Origin of the sequence: Streptomyces sp. NBC_00005, from assembly GCF_045160215.1 — a bacterium.
Lineage (GTDB): Bacteria > Actinomycetota > Actinomycetes > Streptomycetales > Streptomycetaceae > Streptomyces.
The window spans coordinates 11,009,647-11,027,269 of sequence record NZ_CP108316.1 but is presented as its reverse complement, the minus strand read 5'-3'; the positions used below and the strand labels follow the sequence as shown (position 1 = coordinate 11,027,269).

The 17,623-nt window shown below is 70.1% G+C and carries 12 protein-coding genes and 1 pseudogene; 6 read left to right on the top strand and 7 right to left on the bottom strand.

The window, feature by feature from the left end:
• Positions 1-517 precede the first annotated feature (517 nt).
• Positions 518-3,031: a Helicase associated domain protein gene (locus OG303_RS50455; protein ID WP_405863427.1), complete on the top strand. Its 2,514-nt coding sequence runs from the start codon at positions 518-520 to the stop codon at positions 3,029-3,031.
• Positions 3,032-4,240: 1,209 nt separating this feature from the next.
• On the opposite strand, the gene OG303_RS50450 is transcribed toward OG303_RS50455, so the two are convergent.
• The 7 genes from OG303_RS50450 to OG303_RS50420 all read right to left on the bottom strand — a co-directional run bounded on the left by OG303_RS50450 (position 4,241) and on the right by OG303_RS50420 (position 11,563).
• Entirely contained in the window at positions 4,241-4,363 is a 123-nt protein-coding gene (locus OG303_RS50450) for a hypothetical protein (protein WP_405863429.1), read from the bottom strand.
• 139 nt (positions 4,364-4,502) lie between these two features.
• Positions 4,503-5,972, bottom strand: a complete 1,470-nt coding sequence (locus OG303_RS50445; RefSeq protein ID WP_405863431.1) for a protein kinase domain-containing protein — start codon at positions 5,970-5,972, stop codon at positions 4,503-4,505.
• A gap of 191 nt (positions 5,973-6,163) precedes the next feature.
• Positions 6,164-7,264 carry a hypothetical protein gene (locus tag OG303_RS50440; RefSeq protein WP_405863433.1) on the bottom strand — a complete coding sequence of 367 codons (1,101 nt, stop codon included), beginning with the start codon at positions 7,262-7,264 and terminating at the stop codon, positions 6,164-6,166.
• 32 nt (positions 7,265-7,296) lie between these two features.
• Positions 7,297-7,452: a hypothetical protein gene (locus OG303_RS50435; RefSeq protein WP_405863435.1), complete on the bottom strand. Its 156-nt coding sequence runs from the start codon at positions 7,450-7,452 to the stop codon at positions 7,297-7,299.
• A 164-nt stretch (positions 7,453-7,616) separates the two neighbouring features.
• Positions 7,617-8,360, bottom strand: coding sequence for an AAA family ATPase (locus OG303_RS50430; RefSeq protein WP_405863437.1), 744 nt, complete (start codon positions 8,358-8,360; stop codon positions 7,617-7,619).
• The gene (locus tag OG303_RS50425) at positions 8,360-9,922 is read right to left on the bottom strand and encodes a Mu transposase C-terminal domain-containing protein (protein WP_405863439.1); all 1,563 of its coding nucleotides are present in this window, start codon (positions 9,920-9,922) and stop codon (positions 8,360-8,362) included. Before OG303_RS50425 ends, OG303_RS50430 begins: the two co-directional genes overlap by 1 nt.
• Before the next feature lie 366 nt (positions 9,923-10,288).
• A complete protein-coding gene (locus OG303_RS50420) occupies positions 10,289-11,563 on the bottom strand; it encodes an AAA family ATPase (RefSeq protein WP_405863441.1) in 1,275 nt (424 codons plus the stop codon).
• A 262-nt stretch (positions 11,564-11,825) separates the two neighbouring features.
• Between OG303_RS50420 and OG303_RS50415 the strand changes: the two genes are divergently transcribed.
• From OG303_RS50415 to OG303_RS50395, 5 genes and pseudogenes are all read left to right on the top strand, one after another.
• Positions 11,826-12,875 (top strand): P-loop NTPase fold protein, encoded by a 1,050-nt coding sequence (locus OG303_RS50415; protein WP_405863443.1) that lies wholly within the window; start codon positions 11,826-11,828, stop codon positions 12,873-12,875.
• Complete coding sequence (locus tag OG303_RS50410) at positions 12,848-14,089, top strand: hypothetical protein (RefSeq protein WP_405863445.1); 1,242 nt, start codon at positions 12,848-12,850, stop codon at positions 14,087-14,089. The genes OG303_RS50415 and OG303_RS50410 overlap by 28 nt, the downstream gene beginning before the upstream one ends.
• A gap of 106 nt (positions 14,090-14,195) precedes the next feature.
• A pseudogene (locus tag OG303_RS50405) lies at positions 14,196-14,808 on the top strand (DUF2637 domain-containing protein); the annotation flags it as partial.
• 1,153 nt (positions 14,809-15,961) lie between these two features.
• Positions 15,962-16,606: an adenylate kinase gene (locus OG303_RS50400; RefSeq protein ID WP_405877009.1), complete on the top strand. Its 645-nt coding sequence runs from the start codon at positions 15,962-15,964 to the stop codon at positions 16,604-16,606.
• Between the two features lie 317 nt (positions 16,607-16,923).
• Entirely contained in the window at positions 16,924-17,565 is a 642-nt protein-coding gene (locus OG303_RS50395; RefSeq protein ID WP_405877007.1) for an HAD family hydrolase, read from the top strand.
• The last annotated feature ends 58 nt before the right edge of the window (positions 17,566-17,623 follow it).

Below are 17,623 nucleotides of genomic sequence, written 5' to 3'. Positions count from 1 at the left end.
CGACGCGCCGCCGCTACGCGGCGGATTCCGGCTTCGCCGGAATAACGGCGGAACTCCGTTCCGCCTACCGGACCACTCCGTGATCCGGCGGTCCGGCCTCCGGCCCGGACCTGTCCCGTACCGGCCTGCTCCGCAGTCCGGTACGGGACCTGGCACGCCCTCCGGGCGTGCCAGAAAAGCGGCAACAGCAGAAGGGGCAGCTCGGGTGGGGCGTGACGGAGCGTCATGTCCCCTTCGCCTGCTTCACTTTCGAGTTGGCGCCCTACTGTCTTGAGTGGGTGCGGGGACGCGGTGCTGATTCGATCAGTTCCGGTCACTTGTGACCAGCCTTGGTGCGTCACTTCCATGTCCGGCTTGGTTCTGGGATGATGACAGAATACCTCCCCTTCTCGGTGCGACCAGAATCGAACCACAAATACCCGGTATGGCGACCGCTTCAAATTCGGCATCTGGATCCATTCTGGATTGACTCCGTAGTGCCTCCCCAAATCCGACAAAGCGAGGTCTCGTGACTCACATGGAATTGCGGCCGCATCAGGCTGAGGCAGTCGACAACGTGGTTCGCATTCTTGGGACACCGCCCGGTGGCCGCATGCCGCCGGAAGGATTGAGGACGCAGGTAATCGCCGCTACTGGCTCCGGTAAGTCCCTCATCGGCGCAGAGTCGGCCCAACGTCTTTCTGCCCGTCGTGTGCTTGTTTTGGTGCCGACGTTGGATCTGCTGACGCAGATGGCCGGCGCCTGGCGCAGGGCGGGCCGGGGCGGGGCGATGGTCGGGGTGTGCTCGCTGCGGGCGGAGGAGAGTCAGGGTTTGCCGTGCACGACCGATCCTGACGGGCTCGTGTCGTGGATGGCGGGGCTGGAGACGGTGACCGTCTTCGCTACGTATGCCTCGGTCGGTCTCGGCATCCTGCAGCGTGCGCATGCCGCTGGGCTGGGTGTTTGGAGCCTGATGGTCGTAGATGAAGCCCACCGCACGAGTGGTGACGGCATGAAGCCGTGGGCAGCCGTGCACGACCAGACGAAGATCCCCGCGGAGCGCCGGCTATACATGACGGCCACCGCGCGGGTGTGGGAGGCGGAGGGTGAACGCCCGCGTCTGGTGGCGTCGATGGAAGACGGCAGTCCGGTGTTCGGGCCGGTGGCGTACAAGTTGACGTTGTCGGAGGCGATCGGCCGGGGCATCGTGGCGCCGTATCAGGTGCTGTGTCTCGACATCCGTGACCCTGACCTGTATGCCGCGTTGACCACCGAGGCCACCGGGTCCGATGCCGTGCGTGGTGCGCGGCTGGCGGCGGTGCAGGCGGGGTTGATGCGGGCCGCGGTGTCGGAGCGGTTTCGGCGCGTGCTGTCGTTCCACAGTCGGGTGCAGGAGGCGGAGGCCATGGCGGCCTCGGTGCCCGTGACCGCTGCCCGGTTGGCCGGGAGTGATCCGGACCGGTATCCGCCGGTGGAGCAGGTGTGGGCGGACTGGCTGTATGGCGAGCACGCCCCGGGACACCGCCGGAACGTGCTCGATGAATTCGCCTCGGACTTCCTGGGAGGGCCCGAGTATTCCGGCCGAAATGTGCGCGCAGAACTGCGTGTATTGAGTTCCGTTCGGGTTCTCGGTGAAGGCGTGGATACCGCAGAATGTGACGCAGTGCTTTTCTCGGATGCGCGCGGCAGCATGGTAGATATTGTGCAGATGGTAGGGCGTGCACTTCGGTTGAATCCTTTGCACGGAAAACTCGCCACGCTGATCGTTCCCGTGTTCCTCGGGCCCGACGAAGATCCGAACGAGATGCTCACCTCTGACGCGTACGGCATTCTCAGTAAGATCTTGTCCGCGTTGCGATCTCACGATGCTGACGTCGTGGAAGCCCTCGCGGACCCCCGGCTGCGCAACAGCCGCCCGGCTCCCGACGCGGACGACACGGAGGCCCTGGAGGGCGACGGCGAGGACGGCCAGGACGACGACAGCGAGGGCCAGGTGCCGGTGTCGGAGCAGGCTGCCGGGGTGCTGCGGTTCAGTGGGGAGCGCGACCCGGCGGTGTTGGCGCAGTTCGTGCAGCTGCGCGTCATCGACCCCGAGGGGGCGTACTGGCGGCGCGGCATCGAGGCGGCCACGCGGTGGCTGCGCGAGACCGGTGCGAAGGAGCTGCGGGTGCCGTTCACGTACGTCACGCCGGAGGACTGGTCGGGTGTGGGCGGGCATCCCCTGGGTGTGTGGGTGGCGGATCAGCGCCGCTACTACGCCGCGGGCACGCTGGAGGCCTCGCGCGTGAAGGAGCTGGAGAAGCTGGGCATGGTGTGGTCCGTGCACGCGTCCGCGTGGGAGGCCGGCCTCGACGTCGCCCGCGCCTACGCCGCCGTCCACGGCCACTGCCTGCCGCCGGCCACAGCCGTTGTCGACGGGTTCCCCCTGGGGGTCTTCCTGAAGAACGCTCGTCAGGCAGCCAGGAAGGCCCGTGAGAACGCCGTACGTCGCGCGAACGGGGAAACGGGCGTCTCGTACGCCGGGGAGCTCTCCCCCGAGCGCAGGGAGGCGCTGGAGGAGATCGATCCCGGGTGGGCGCCGGAGTGGGACATCTCCTGGCAGCGCCAATACCGGTTGCTCCTGGCCCACGTGAAGGCCGGCGGCGCCCTCCCGGCCAAGCTGAGCGAGGTGATCGTGCAGGGCGAGGACCTCGGCGCCTGGATCGCAGCACAGCGCACCGCGTGGCCCGGGCTGGTCCCGGCACAGCAGTACCTTCTGGCGACGGTCGGGGCCGACCCGGACGAGGGCGGGCCGGTGCGGCCGGTCGTGCGGTCGCAGGACGACCGGTGGGAGACCAACCTCGCCGCCGCCCGGCAGTTCCACGCCCGCGAAGGCCACTTGCAGGTACCGCGTAAGCATGTCGAGACCGTCAGCGACGGCGACGGTGCGGGCGGGGAGGGCGGCCGGGCGGTCGTGAAGCTGGGGGCGTGGCTCGATAACACGAGGCGCAGGGCCGCCAAGCTGAGCCCGGTACGACGTACTGCTCTGGGTGAGTTGGGCATGCGATGGTAGGTGCGGGTAAGCGTCGTTGAGGCGTGCGTCGGCCGCATGCCCGCACGGCCGACTCGCTGTGTGTGCGCGGCTGTTGGGGTCGTTGCCGTGCGACTAATCGCCAGGGTTCGCCAGGGTGCGCCTGATGGTGTGCCACTGGGTGATGAGGCCACTCTGAGACTGCTCACCTTTGTACCGGACCTGCCTGTCCCAGCAACCGGGCTGGGCACGCCCAGGATCTGGGCTCTTCGGTAAGGAGGTGGGCATGCGAAAGCGGAAGAAGGGTGACCGCCGCATGCAGCGGCGGGACCCGGCCAGCCGGGCGCAGGTGATTGTAGCTGCGCTCACGGCGGTCACCGCGATCGCAGGATGTGCGGCTCAGTTCGCACGCTGAGGCGTTGAGGCGAAGACACAGCCGGACGGCCACGGTGGGGCTCGCGTAGGCGGGCCCGACCGGCAGATGATCGGCCGGACCCGCCTCGACGCTCCGCTCATCCGGCCCGGGCTCTGGAGGCCACCAGAGCCCGGGCACCGCGGACTATGCGGCTCCTGCATCAACAGGAGGTCTACGTGGACACGATCCAGTATTGCCCCCTGATCGGCGATCCCGACACCCTGGCGAGCAGGAGCGAAAACGTGGCGAACAAGGGTGGCGCGCGCACAAGACTTGATCTTGAAACTGGCAGGCGATCCCTCAGCGGTGTCCCGGCAGCAGGTGGGCGTCGAGCGCGCGAGAAGGCCGCATCCGCGCCAGCGGCATCCTGCCCGCCAGGGTGGGTGAACTGATCGTCCAGGGCAAGGATCTCGGAGGCGCCTGGACCGCCGCGCAGCGCGCCGGCTGGGAGAGGCTGGTGCCGGCACAGCAGTGTCTGCTGGAGAGCGTCGGCGTCGACCCGGACGCAGGTGTGCCGGTGCGGCCAGTGGTGCGCTCACAGACCGACCGATGGGAAACCAACCTCGGCGCAGCCCGCCAGTTCCACACCCGCGAAGGCCACCTGCGGCCCGCTCGGAAGCAGGTTGAGACCGTCAGCGACGGTGTGGGCGGGGAGGGCGGCCAGACGGTCGTGAAGCTGGGGGCCGTGGCTCGACAACACCCGGCGCAGGAACGCCAAGCTGAGCGAGGACCGGCGCGAGGTCCTCGATGCCCTCGGCATGCGGTGGTGAGTGTGACCTCGCCGGGGCTATCGGCGTCGGCCGGACTGCTGTCACGGTCGTCCAGGAGCACGACGGTCATGCTGTGCTCGGGTAGTAGCGCACGGACCAGCCCAGGTCGGTGCGCAGAGGGTCGGCTGTGAAGGCCAGCCAGCCGCCGTTGCGGTCGCGATCGCAGCTGCCGTACAAGATAGGTGTCACCTTCCAGCAACCGTCGGCTACCGCAGGACTCGGACGCGACGCGGTCGCTGAACAGCACGACTCAACACCGGGCCCCGTGGTGTGTCCGGCGGCGTCACGGAATGTGAGGGGCTGCGCCGACTGTGGCACAACCTCTTGGTCATGTCCTCCAGGAGCCCTGGGGGTTGCGTTCGGGCATGTGGCTGGGGTGGGCCAGTCGGCCGTTCGCCGCCTGGGCGAGCCAGGCGGCCCACCGTTCGATGAATTCGTCCAGATCGCCGAGAGCGAGGGGGGTGAAGGGCCAGGCCACTTGATGCATACCCATGGTCGGGCTGATGGCGGTTCGTGATTCGTGGTGGGGGTTGAGCGCGTAGGGGTCCGTGGTGCCCGTGACGGGGCGGAATGGGGTGCTCATGAAGGCGGTCTCGAACCACTGGTACTGGCCTTCTGTCTTCGCGTCGGCGTACCAGAGGGAGTGGCTGCGTCCCCCGTACCCGTGGTGGTTGGCGGGGACTTGCAGGGAGAGGGTCGCGGACGCGATGACGTCGAAGGGTGCTGGCGTCGAGGGGGTGCTCCAGACCTCGGTGTTCTCCTTCGGTCCGGACAGCGTCAGTTGGGCGTCGTTGATCCGGACGGTCCAGCCGCCCAGGTTTCCCTTTCGGACCTCCGCGCTGGGGGCGGCATTCGTGAGGGCTGTGAGGAGGGCGTCGGCGATGAAGGAGTGGGAGGTCGTGGCGGCCTCGAGCAGGGCCTTGCGGCGGTCAGCCTCGGTGGCGTGCGCCGAAGCTAGGCGGTCGGCTTCGGCTTGGCGCGCGACCGCGGCCTGGTTGGCCTGTGCGAGCGCGGCCAGCCCACCAGAGAGCGGAACTGCGGGGATCTGCCCCAGCCGGGCGAGCACGTTGCCAGCCGCCGGGCGGCCCTGCGGGGCCCGGAAGAGGCACTCGGTGATCAGCGCCGCCAGGAGAGGTGGAGCGGTGGTGAGGGGCGGTACGGTTCCGTGCAGGTGCTGATCTTGGTAGTCGTGCTCGTACGGTCCCGTGAAGGGCGGGGCGCCCTCCAGGAGTTCGTACGCCAACACGCCCAGCGCGTAGATGTCGCTGGCGCTGGTGGCGCGCTGGTTGTTCCAGCGCTCAGGGGCCATGTACGCGAAGGTGCCCGTGAATTTGAAGGTGTGGTTCGCGGTAGTGGCTTCGGCGTAGCGGGCGATCCCAAAGTCGGCCAGACACCAGCGGCCCCCGAGGAGCAGGATGTTCTCCGGCTTGAGATCCCGGTGGACGATCTCGCGATCCTTGAGGTCAGCGAGAGTTTCCGCGACGTCGATCAGGACGGCGACCGCCTCGTCGAGGGGCAGCCGGCCGTGCTCCTCAAGGTGATCACGGAGGGACTTCTCGGCGCGGGGCATCACCAGCACCCACTGGTCTTCGTGCTCGCCGCTGTCGATGACCGGCACCACATTGCGGACGCCGTCCAGGTCGGTAAACAGCATCTCCCGCTCGGTGCCCGGAGCCTTGGGCACGAGCTTCACCGCCGCCTTCTCACCGGCGGTGTCCTCTGCCTCGAAGACGGCGCCGAAGCCGCCGCCCCCAATGCGGGCGCCGACGGCCCACTCCTTGTTCAGTGCCAGTCTCATGGTGCGCGTTGTCTCCGTCGTCAACTGCTGTCCCGTGGGGGCGATTTCGCCCGTCTTCTATCGTCTCAGGCCCCACTGACATCAGTGGGGCCACAGAAGCACGGGCGAGATGCCACTCGCGCTCACACGCGGGTGGCCTCGGTTCCAGGTGTCGAGCTGGGGCGTCCCCGCAAGGTGAGCCGGACCCGTAGCTAGGTTCGGTGGCCCGGAGGCTGAGGACAGCCCTGCATGTTCTCCTCTGCGGTCCAGCACCGGGCGTGGTGCGCGCCGCTGACGGGCCAGATCGTGGCCGCCGGCTGTTGCCCTCCGCGGGGTGTTCTTAGCGGAGGCGGGGGCTGGGGCGGACGGAGCTTGAGGTGCTCGGCGAAGTCCCTCAAGGAAGGCAGGCCGCGGGCGCCGAGAGGGTCGGCGAACAGGGGGCTGCTGCGCTCCGCGGTGGCGAGGAGATGGGTGAACGCCGCGGCACGCAGGAGGGGTTGAGCCCAGACGGGCACGGGATAGGTGGTGCAGCCTTGGCGCACGTTGTGGCGGTCGTGGAGGGTCAGGGTCGTGCCGTCGAGGGCAAGGTCCAGGACGCGGGCGGTGTCCAGCTGGCTCGTGGAGGCCGCGGTGACGACGGCTGCTGCCAGGTGAGCGGCGAGGTGGGGGTGGGCGGCGCGGCTCAGGCGGTGCGCGACCCGGGTGGCGATACGGATGGGCAGCGCCGGAGGGCGGAAGCCGCGCTCGGCCGCAGTCGGCGCGGTGCACGCGCAGGCGGGGCTGGATTCATACGAGGTCAGCGTGGTCAGGGCCGGCAGGCTGATCCACTCTGCGGTGTCCGCAGCGGCCTGCCGTGACCGCGGCACGTGCGGTGGGTCCTGGTCGTGGTGGCTCAGGACGGCGTCCGCGTCGGCCATGTCGTAGCCGGTGCGTGCCAGGGCCTGTTCAAGGACGGCGGAAAGCTGGGGCTGGTGGCAGACCAGGTAGAGGCGCACGCCGGTACGGACGCGCAGGGCGAGCAGGTCGTTAAGGCCGCGGGCGGGCAGGAGGTGGGCGCGCAGCACGGTCAGGCGGGTGACAGGGAGCGCCAGGAGCCAGGCCGCCGCGAGGGTCCAGACGGGGGCGGGGTCGGTGGCGCGGTAGCCGGTGACGGGTGTGGTCTTGCCGAGGGCGTCGAGGAGGTTGTGGGCGAGAGCGAGCGTGGAATCGGTGCCGGGGGTGGGGTGGATGGTGACGCGGCCGGTTGCCGGATGGTGCATGGCCAGGGCGGCGCGGGTGTGGACGACGTCGTCGCCGGGGTCGAAAACCACCACCGGGGGTGGTGGGTGGGGGCAGGTGAGCACGGTCAGGCGCTCCGGCGGGTGCGGAGTTTGCCGCAGGCCCAGCGCGGCAGGTCCTCGCCGATGCCGGGGCGGCCGCTCTTCGCCCGGGCGCGGAAGTTTCCGTGGGCGGCTTCCTGGCCGCACACGGCGATCAGGTCCGGGGCGATGTCGTTGAACATGGGGTGCAAGGCATCGCCTCCAAGACTCGTCGAGGGCCGCGGGGAGCATCGGGCCGAACTCGAGTGGTGCGCCGGCGGGACGGCCCGGCAGCCCCAGCGTGTGGAACAGCTCATGGCGCAGGTCCCGGGTGGAGGGGCGGGCAGGGAAGAGGGTTGCGTGGCGGTCATGCGAGGCGGCTGAAGGCCCAGCGCAGCAGCTCCCGGTCCGCCCGTGGACGGCCGGTGCGGGCGAGTGCGGTACGGGTGTGGGCGGTCAACTGGGCCCAGGCCCGAAAGTTGCCATGCGCTGCGTGCTGGTCGGCGAAGGTGATGTCGTCGGGGTCGGTGTCGGCCCAGATCGGATGGAACAGGGGAATGGCCTCGAGGACCTCGCCGGGGGCAAGGCGAGTGAAGTGCTGCCAGATGAAGACTCGGGAGGAGAGCATCGGTTCGCGGCGCAGCACGGTGTGGCAGCCCTCCCCGCCGACAAAGATGATCGCGAGCTGGGTTGAGGGTTCGTCCCACAGATAGCGGAAGTATTCGAACGCCTCCCCGTTGAGCCATTGGGCCTCGTCCACGAGGAAGGTGCGGGGGCGTTCGGCCAGGGCAGTTTTCAGCAGGCGGTCGAACTCGCTGGGGTGGCGCGGTGGTTCACCGGCCAGGTCGAGGGCAGTGAACAGCTCGTAGCGCACGGCCCGGGCGGTGGGGCGGGCGCGGAAGGTGACCCGTCGGACGTCCTCGCCCGGTTCGAGTTCGCGCAGGCAGGTGTTGACCGCGAGCGTCTTGCCGTGGCCGGCGCCGCCGTGGATGCACATCATGGCGCGTGCGGCGACGGTGTCGGTGATGTTCTCCCGCGCGGTGAGCAGGGCCCGGGTGGTGACGACGGCTGCGTCGGGCAGGTCGACGTACTGGTAGGTGGCCGCGGTCATCAGGCGTCTCCTGCGGGTCGGGAGTCGGGTTCCGGCACAACGTCCGCCGGCGGGTCGGCTGGAGCGGGGGCGGGCGGGGGCGGCGCTGTGCCGGCCGCGAGGGCGGGCGGGGTGCGCCAGTGCGCCGGAGGCGGGGCGGGCGGGATCAGGTCGGGCAGTGCCAGCCGTGCGACGTCGGTGTAGTCGGCGGCGGCGAGTTCACGCTCGGCCTGGGCGGACGTGACGGCTCCCAGCCGCTGGGCGGGCTCCGCGCTGGTGGTGGGGGCGAATCGCTGGCGGCGCAGGCGTTCGGCGGCCTTCGCGTCGGAGCGCAGGCGCCGGGCGCGCTCCGCGCGTGCCTCGCGTAGCGCCTGCAGCTGCTCGGGGGTGGCCGCGTCCGCGAGGTGCGCCGGGCCGAGGTGGCGGCCCCGGGCGTCGCAGACCTCGATCTCGTGGTCGTGGTGGGGCATGTAGCGCACGCGGACCTGGCGGCCGGCCTGGCCGGTCATCCACGCGGCGGTGTAGGTGCGGCCGCGCCAGCTCACGCCGTGGCTGGTCAGCTTCCTCGGCCGGCCGTCGTCCTCGAGGGTGAAGGCCCACAGGTCGGCGGCGGGGATGTCGGTGACAGGGGTCGGATCGGCCTGCCACGCCTCCAGTGGCGTACGGCCCGACAGAGCTTTCGGGCGGTGCGCGGTGTTCCACCAGTTCGTCCACTCCAGGACCTCCGTAGTGAAGTCCTGGAACGACAGGGCGGACACCGCCCCCGCGGTACGTCCGCGCCGTTCCGAGCGGGGCCCGGTGGGCCCGGCGGTGTAGCCGGGCAGGGCGGCGAACAGCATCCGGTCCGCAGCGCGGTTGAGGCTCTCCACCGTGCCCTTCAGATGCGGGCTGTAGGCGGGCAGGTCCTTGACCGTCACGCCCATCGCGCCGAGCGCGGTGGTGACGGCGGCCGACAGGAAGTCCTTGCCCCGGTCCATCCTCACCAGCTCCGGCACTCCCCCGGCCGGGCCGTAGGGCTCGTCCCGCACCACTGCGGCGCGCAAGGCGGCCAGTACCGACGCGCGGGAGGGATGGCCCGGGGTGACAGCGGTACCGGTGATGACCTTGGTGGCGGTGTCGATGAACCAGGTGATCCACGGGCGCACCAGGTCGCCGTCGGCGTCGACCAGCAGCGGGGCCTGGACGTGGTCGGTCTCCCAGGCGTGGTTGCGCCAAGACGCCGGCCGCTTGCCGAACACGTCATGGGCGCGTGCCGCCTCCGGTCCGATGGCGAGACCGGCACGCTCCCCCGCCGTCAGATCACGGCGCAGCGCGCGCAGGAACGTCGACAGGGACGGGACCGGAACCAGCAGCGGCACCTGCGACAGGGCTGCCCCGCCCGGAACAGCCACCAGGCCGGGCGGGACGGGCCCGGCAGCGCCGGACGTTTGCGCGCGTACGCCCCCGGCCTCGGCCGCGGCGCGCTCCATGAGCTGGCGGTGGACTGCGGAGGCGTTGCCGTGCCAGTACGCCAGCAGCACCCGGATCTCCGCGGTGATCTCGAACCTGCTCGTGTGGCGGGCTCCGGGGTGCGCAGCCGCCACCGGGCTCCGGGGTGCGCAGCCGCCACCGGGCTCCGGGACGCCTCGGCCAGCCACCGCCACACCGTGCGCTCCGATGCCCCCAGGCACTCCCCCGCCAGCCGCACGTGCTGCCGCGAAAGACCACCCCGGGCCCGCAGCGCCAGCAGGCGACGCACCGCAGGCGCCCGCAGCGCAACCAGCGACTGCTTCCCGAGCACATCCGCCGGATCCCCCGGCGGCGGCAGCCGCTGCCCTCCCGCGTCCACACCGTGGCCGCCGCTGGTGCCCTGCGGTCCGCTGTCCGTCATCGCGCTGTCCCTCCTCGCCGAACGGGGTGAGGTTCTCTGCCGTCGGAACCGGTGTGCTCCGGGCACGTGAGAGGGGCCGTCATGGGTACGGGCCGAGCCGGGCGCAGGCCTGGTCGATCGCGTCCCGATCCACACCCGCGCCGGGGTCGCGACCCCGGGCGGCGCAGACATGCGAGGTGATCTTCGCCCAGGTACGGAAGTTGCCGCGGGCGGTCTGCTGATCCGCCCGCACCAGGTCGGCCGGATCAGCGCCCTCCCACACCGGGTGGAACAGACCCAGCGTCCGCGGCACGTCCTCCGTGTCGAGGCGGCTAACCTGGTGCCAGGTCAGGACCCGGGAACGCATCGCCGCGGCCCGGGCCAGCGCCCGCTCGCTGCCCGCCCCGCACAGCACCAGGGCAGCCGCACAGCCCGGCGAGTCCCACAGCTGCCGCAGGTAGTCCAGCACCGGCGGCGACAGACGCTGCGCGTCGTCGAGGAACAGCACACCCGGCTCGGCCAGCGCCTCCGCCAGCGCCTGGTCAACCGGTCCGGCACGGTGGGTCAGCGACCCCGACGGCAGCCCCAGTGCCTCACACAACGCGGCCCGCACCTGCGGCAGCCCGGGCCCGACCCCCACCACCGCCCGCCACACCGGCACCCGGGCAGGCAGCAGGTGCAGAGCCTGCTCGACCGCGACCGTCTTCCCCAGCCCCGTGTCCCCGTACACGCAGCCGATCCCCCGCGCGGCGACCGTATGCCCCACCGCCTCCACCACCCCGGCCACCTGCCGCGTCGACACCAGCCGCGCCCCCGGCGCGTACAGACGCACCCCGCCCGACACCCGGGCCCGCGCAGCAGCCCTCACCGCACCGGACCGTTCCTCACCACCCGTACGGGACGGCTCGGCGTCCGGGCCGTCCACAACCGGCGGACCGTCCGCACCTTCTGCGAAGCCGAGTTCGGCCAGCGCCCGGTCGTACCGGCTCGGCTCCACCCGGCCCGACGCCGCGCGGGCGACCTGAAGCACCCGGCCCCCACGCAACTCGTCCTTGATCGCACGGTGCAGCGTCGCCAACGACGGCACCAGCTCCGCGCCCCACCGCTCCAGCACGCCCTCGTCCTGCGCCCGGAGCATCCTGCGGCGCAGCTCGGCGACGTTCCCGCCAGCCTGCGTGAGCACCTCCCACAACGGGTCGCCCACCGTGAACCCGCCCTGCCGCGGCCGCGCCTCCACCCGCCCCTCGCGCCCCTGCTGCACCCACCGCCACACCGTCCGCTCCGACACCCCCGCCAAACCGGCCGCGATCCGCACATGCAGCGCCGACAGACCGCCCTCACCCCGGTCCACCGCCAAGAGCCGCCGCACCACCACCGCCCGCTCCACCCGCCCGGCCGCCGCCGAAGCGGCCGGAACCCGGCATCGTCTCCCCCGCTGGGGTTCCCGAACCCGTCACACGGCCAACCCCACCGCCCCGGCCGCCCCTCCACACGAAGACCGGCAAACCCAACACACCCGGACAGCGATCTGCTAGCCGCACCATGACAGCCACCTGGTCGCCCCATGACAGCAGCCGGTCTGCACGTCGTTACCGATCCCAGACCGGAGCAGCTGCGCTGTCGGGCAGGATGGGCCGATGCCCGGTGAGCGCTTCTTCAACGATGACCCCGTTGACGGGAGCGCCGACGCTCCTGACCTGCTGGGGCGCCAGCAGTACGCCCGACATGCCGTCGAACTTCTCCACCAGGTGCGCGAGCAGAGCGAGTCCGGGGTCCTCGCGCTCATCGGCCCCTGGGGTTCCGGCAAGTCATCCGTCCTGCAGATGGCCATCCAGCACCTCAAGAACGCGGTCGGCGGCGCCAGCACCCGTGTGTGGTCGGTCGCCGAGCTGAACCCGTGGATGTACTCGGACCTCGAATCACTGACGCTGGCGCTGTTCAGCGAGATCCGCGCCGCTCTCCCCGACGATGGCCAGTGGTCCGAACTACGCAGGAAGGTCGGGGCGTTCGGCCAGGCGGTCAGTCCGCTGGGAAAGCTCACGGGACTGCTTGGCCTGGACTCCTCGGAGCTGATCAAGCTCGTCGCCGAACGCGTGGCCGGGGACACCAGTGCCTCGGCCGCAAAGCGCACCGCCGAGACGGCTCTGCGGCAGGCGGGCCTGCCGGTTCTGGTGGTCATGGACGACCTGGACCGGCTCGCCCCCGAGGAACTGCTGGTCGTCTTCAAGCTCATCCGCCTGGTCGGCCACCTGCCGAACGTGTACTACCTGATCAGCTTCGACGAGCAGACCCTGCTGGACGTCCTGCAACGGACCGACCTGGTCGGCTCGAACGACCAGCGCGCCCAGGAATTCCTGGAGAAGCTCATCCAGGTCCGGCTCGACCTACCGGCCTTCCGTGACCGCGACATCGCGGCCATGACCACGCGTCTCCTCAACGCACTGCTGGACTCCCACGGGGTGTCCATGACTGCGGACCAGGAGCAGCGTTTCTCCGAGGCGTACTTCCGCCACCTCCAGGACCGGTTGAGGACCCCGCGGGCCATCAAGCGCTACTTCGGGCAGGCCGGCGCGACGCTCGGCTCGCTGGCCGGGAGGTCGACATCGTCGACTTCCTGGTCGTCACCTTTCTGCGGACCAGTGAGCCAGGCGTCTACCGGATGCTGGGACGCCACCGCGCCGAACTGACCGGCACCAGCATCGACCCGGCGCTGCACCGCGATTCCAGACCCGGTGAACGCGCCGAGCGATGGAAACAACGCCTGTGCCAGGCCGGTGTCGCCCCGGACAACATCGACGGGATGCTCGGGCTGCTTGGCCTGTTGTTCCCCGCAGTCCAGCAGGCCGTCGGCAACGGCGGCGACCCCCGTGCCGCGGCGCGCCGACGCGGGATCGGCAGCCAGGACTACTTCGACCGGTACATCGTCTTCACCGTCCCCGAAGACGACCTCCCAGAAGCCGTCTTCCAGCAGGCCCTCGCCCAACTGGCATCAGGAGCTGAGGGCGATGAGGCCGCACAGTTGCTGCTCCGGCTCAGAGAAGACACCCACCGCATCGTCCGGCGCATCGACCAACTGCGCGCCGACGGTATCCCGGTACCCGCGGCCGCGCTGCTCCAGACCATGGCCGACAACTACGGCCAACTGACCGCGCAACCCGAAGCGATGGGCCTGCTGGGCGCCGACCGGCGGGTGCGTTCCTTCGCCCCCAGCCTCCTCCTCGACCTGCCTCCTGAAGAGCGCCCCTCCGCCGTGGCCGCCATGGCCACCACCCCTGACGGAGCAGTCCTGGCCACCCGGACCCTCCACAGCGCCACCAACCCCGACGACACCGCCTCCGAACACACGACGACCACCGAACCATGGGCCCTCCAGGCCCGCGACGCCCTCACCGGCCGTCTGGCCGAACACCTCGCACCAGCCGCACAACGATCCGCCCCAGACCTCACCGACCAGGACAGCACCCTGATCTGGATGTGGCGCCACACCAACCCCGCCAGCATCCGCACCTGGCTACACGACCGCCTCGACCACGGATGGGAACTCCTCCCGCTCCTGGCCACACTCATCACGCCCCAGCAGTTCCCCTTCCCCCTCATCGACAACGACACCTGGGCCGGCCTCGACGCCCTGTTCACCCACGACGACCTCTACACCCGCCTCGCACTGCTCCTCGACAACTCTCCCGACACCCCACCCCCCCACCGACCAACACCAGACCAACATCCTTCAAGCACTCCGCGACCGCCGACCCGACCAACCCCAAGCCACCCCCGACACCACCCACACCCCCTCCTGAACCCACCCCCGCACCCCGCGCCCACCCAAAGGAACAGCCACCCCCACAACAGCCGGCCCACCCCACACAAGTCAGAAAACAGCAGCCGCTTGGTCACCCCATGACAGCGAACCCACCCCCACACGAGCCCCCCGGACCAGGCACCCAGCACCCCCGCCCTGCTGACACCCACCCAATGCCACCAACACGCCCACTCACACGTACACGGCAATCCGCAAACTGGCCGGCACCAAGGGCTTCGGAAGCTTCAGTTACCTCTTCCCGATCGGCATCGACGCAGGCATCTGTGTCCTGCTCGCCCTCGACCTCCTGCTCACCTGGATCCGCAGCCCGCTGGCGCTGCTGCGCCCCACGGCCTGGCTGCTCACCAGCGCGACGATCGCGTTCAACGGCGCGGCCGCCTGGCCCGACCCGCTGGGCGTGGGCATGCACGCGGTCATCCCGGTCCTGTTCGTCGTCTGCGTCGAGGCCGCCCGCCACGCGATTGGCCGCATCGCCGACATCACCGCCGACACCCACATGGAGGGCGTCCGCCTCACCCGCTGGCTCCTGGCCCCCCTCCCCACGCTTCTGCTGTGGCGCCGTATGAAACTGTGGGAACTGCGCTCCTACGAACAGGCCATCAAACGGGAGCAGGAACGCCTCGTCTACCAAGCCCGCCTGCGCTCGCGTTTCGGGCGCGCGTGGCGGCGCAAAGCCCCAGTACAGTCCCTCATCCCGCTGCGCCTGGCCCGCTACGGGATCCCCCTGACACAAACGGCCCCGGCAGGCCTGGCCGCAGCAGGCATCGAAGCGACACTCCTGCCTACGGCCGAGCAGTCCTGCGCCCCAGCCCTGCCGGAACACTCCGTCCCGGAGACATCAGTAGCTCACGAGCAGCAGATGTCGAAGCCAAAGACGCCACAGTCGCCGCCACTCCCAACGTCCTTGGCCACACGGTCACCTGGCCCACTGGCAGCGACCGAAGAGGCCCTCGAGCGGTACGCCGAGGCCTATCACACTCTCCTCGCACAACGTGACGCGGAGCCAACCACCACGCAATCGGCCCGCCGACTCCGCGACACCAACGACATCCCCACCGGGGCCGGCGACCCGCTCCCCGAAGAACAGCTACAGCCCCTCCTCCAGGTACCCCCGAGGCGCTCCACCCCTCACACCGATGAAATCGCCGCCTCTGAAGAACCACAGGCAGACTTCGGCACGGGCGTCAAGGAGCGCGAGTTCGCCAGCATCCAATCACCGGCCGATGAGGCTGGGGCCGATCCCAGTGGGCAGGCCGCCGACCAACCCCCGCAGGAGGAGCATCCCGAGGCGACACCCGCCGGCACGGGCGCGCAAGCCGCCACGGAGCGACGCGGCCCACAGGTGCACACCCCTCTCGATGCTCCGCTGCCAGGCCACGACGACGTAGCCACGAAACGAACTGCCCTTACCACCGTCGACCGCTACTACCTCGCGTGGATGGAGTACCAGGCCCGGCAGGGCCACGAGCCCACGGCCGAGCAACTGTCCGCCGCTCTCGCCGCGAAGGGCCTGTACGGCCGCGGCCGGAAGCCGCTCAGCCCCGCTAACCTGCGCCGCTACCTCCTGTCCTACCGCCTCTACACCATCTGGGCCCAGCACCGGGTACACGGCCCCCAGCCCCCGCTCGACACCATCGCCCAGCAATGCGCAGCCCACGGCATCACCGCCCAATACAACAAACCCCTCACCACCCACCACCTCACCCACGAAGCCGATGACTTCGAACGACGCTGGCACACCCTCAACCACCACAGTCCGACGCCCGCGGCTCTGTCCGAACGATCAGGGACCGAGACTGGAGGAGCATCAACCTCAACGCGGCAATGTCCCATGGTGTGGTTATCCCCACCGCCAAGGGGTGGCTTACCGGATGGGCAATGACACCTTTGCGCGGCGATCGTGTGTCCCAGAGACGACTTGATGGCCACGCATGACGAAGGGACACCTCATCGATGCGCGTCCTCCTGATCGGGCCGCCCGGAGCTGGCAAGGGCACGCAGGCAGTGCGCCTTGCCGCGCATCTGTCGATCCAGCACATCTCCACCGGTGACCTGTTCCGCGAGCACATCGACCAGGGCACCGAGCTCGGGCAGAACGCCCACACGCACATACGCGCCGGCCTTCTGATACCGGACGAGGTCACGATCGGGGTGATCAAAGAGCGCCTTGCCCGCCCGGACACCGAACGCGGATTCCTGCTGGACGGCTTCCCCCGCAATCTTGCCCAGGCGCAGGCGCTGGACGGCATCCTGGCCGACTCGAAGTCAAGGCTGGATGCCGTGCTCGACCTGGAGATTCCCGAGGCCCAGGTGGTCAGGCGGATCGCTGGACGACGGTTGTGCCGTCAGGACCGCGAACACATCTTCCACGTCGACTACAGCCCGCCTGAAGTAGCAGGAGCCTGCGACGTCTGCGGCGGTGAGCTGTACCAGCGCGATGACGACCGCGAGAGGACCGTTCGTAAGCGACTGGAGGTTTATCGCAGCGAGACGGCGCCGGTCGTCGACCACTACCAAGCTCAGGGCCTGGTGACCACGATCTCGGCCCTCGGCCAGGTCCAGGAGGTCCTGGACCGCGCGCTGGTCGCGATCGGATAGACCAGGTCGATGCCTCCGGCGCGTCGAACTGTTGACCCCTCCGCTGGGAAGGTGCGGGGCTGCTGTCCGCATAGGTAATCAGGGCCGAGTCTTCTCCAGTACGTGGGCCCCTGTCGGCAGTGCGTGGTGCTCGCGTAGGCGGTTCACCACCGGGGCCAGGCGTTCACGCGGCCGCACCGAGGCCACCTCGGTGCACAGGTCGAGGGCGCGGTCTGCCGTCGCAGCGGCCTGCTCGACCTCGCCATGACCGGTCCCCTGCAGGCGCCGTGCCCTTGCGCCGTTCTCTGTTTCAGATGTGCGCGCCGTAGGCTCCGAGGGTGATTGAGACGATTGTGCTGGATGTCGGTGAGACGATCGCCCGGGACGACCGCTATTGGGCTGCGTGGGCCGACTGGCTGAAGATCCCCCGGCATACCCTGTCCGCGCTCGTCGGGGCCGTCGTGGCCCAGGGTCACGACAACGCCGAGGCTCTGCGTCTCATCCATCCCGGTATCGATGTTGCCTGCGAGTACCGCGCGCGTGAGGCAGCCGGCCTGGGTGAGTGCCTGGAGGAAAGCGACCTGTACGAGGATGTCCGTCCGGCCCTGTTGGAGCTGCGCCGGCTCGGCGTGCGCGTCGTCATCGCAGGTAACCAGAGCGCCCGTGTCGGTACGTTGCTGCGCGGCCTGGATCTGCCGGTGGATGTGATCGCTACGTCGGGAGAGTGGGGGGTGGCCAAGCCGCAGCCGGAGTTCTTCCAGCGGGTGGTGGAGGTGGCGCAGGCGACCCCGAGTGCCACGCTCTACGTCGGTGACCACCCGGCCAACGACATCTTCCCGGCGAAGGCCGCAGGACTGCGTACCGCCCACCTGCGGCGCGGACCGTGGGGGTATCTGTGGGCCGACGATGCTGACGTGAAGGCAGCCGCGGACTGGCGCATCGGCAGCCTCACCCAACTGCCCACGCTCATCGGCAGGTGAACCCACCGCTCCCTTCGGCCAAGGCGGCAGCCAAATCGCCGGTGCGCGGGCTGGGCGC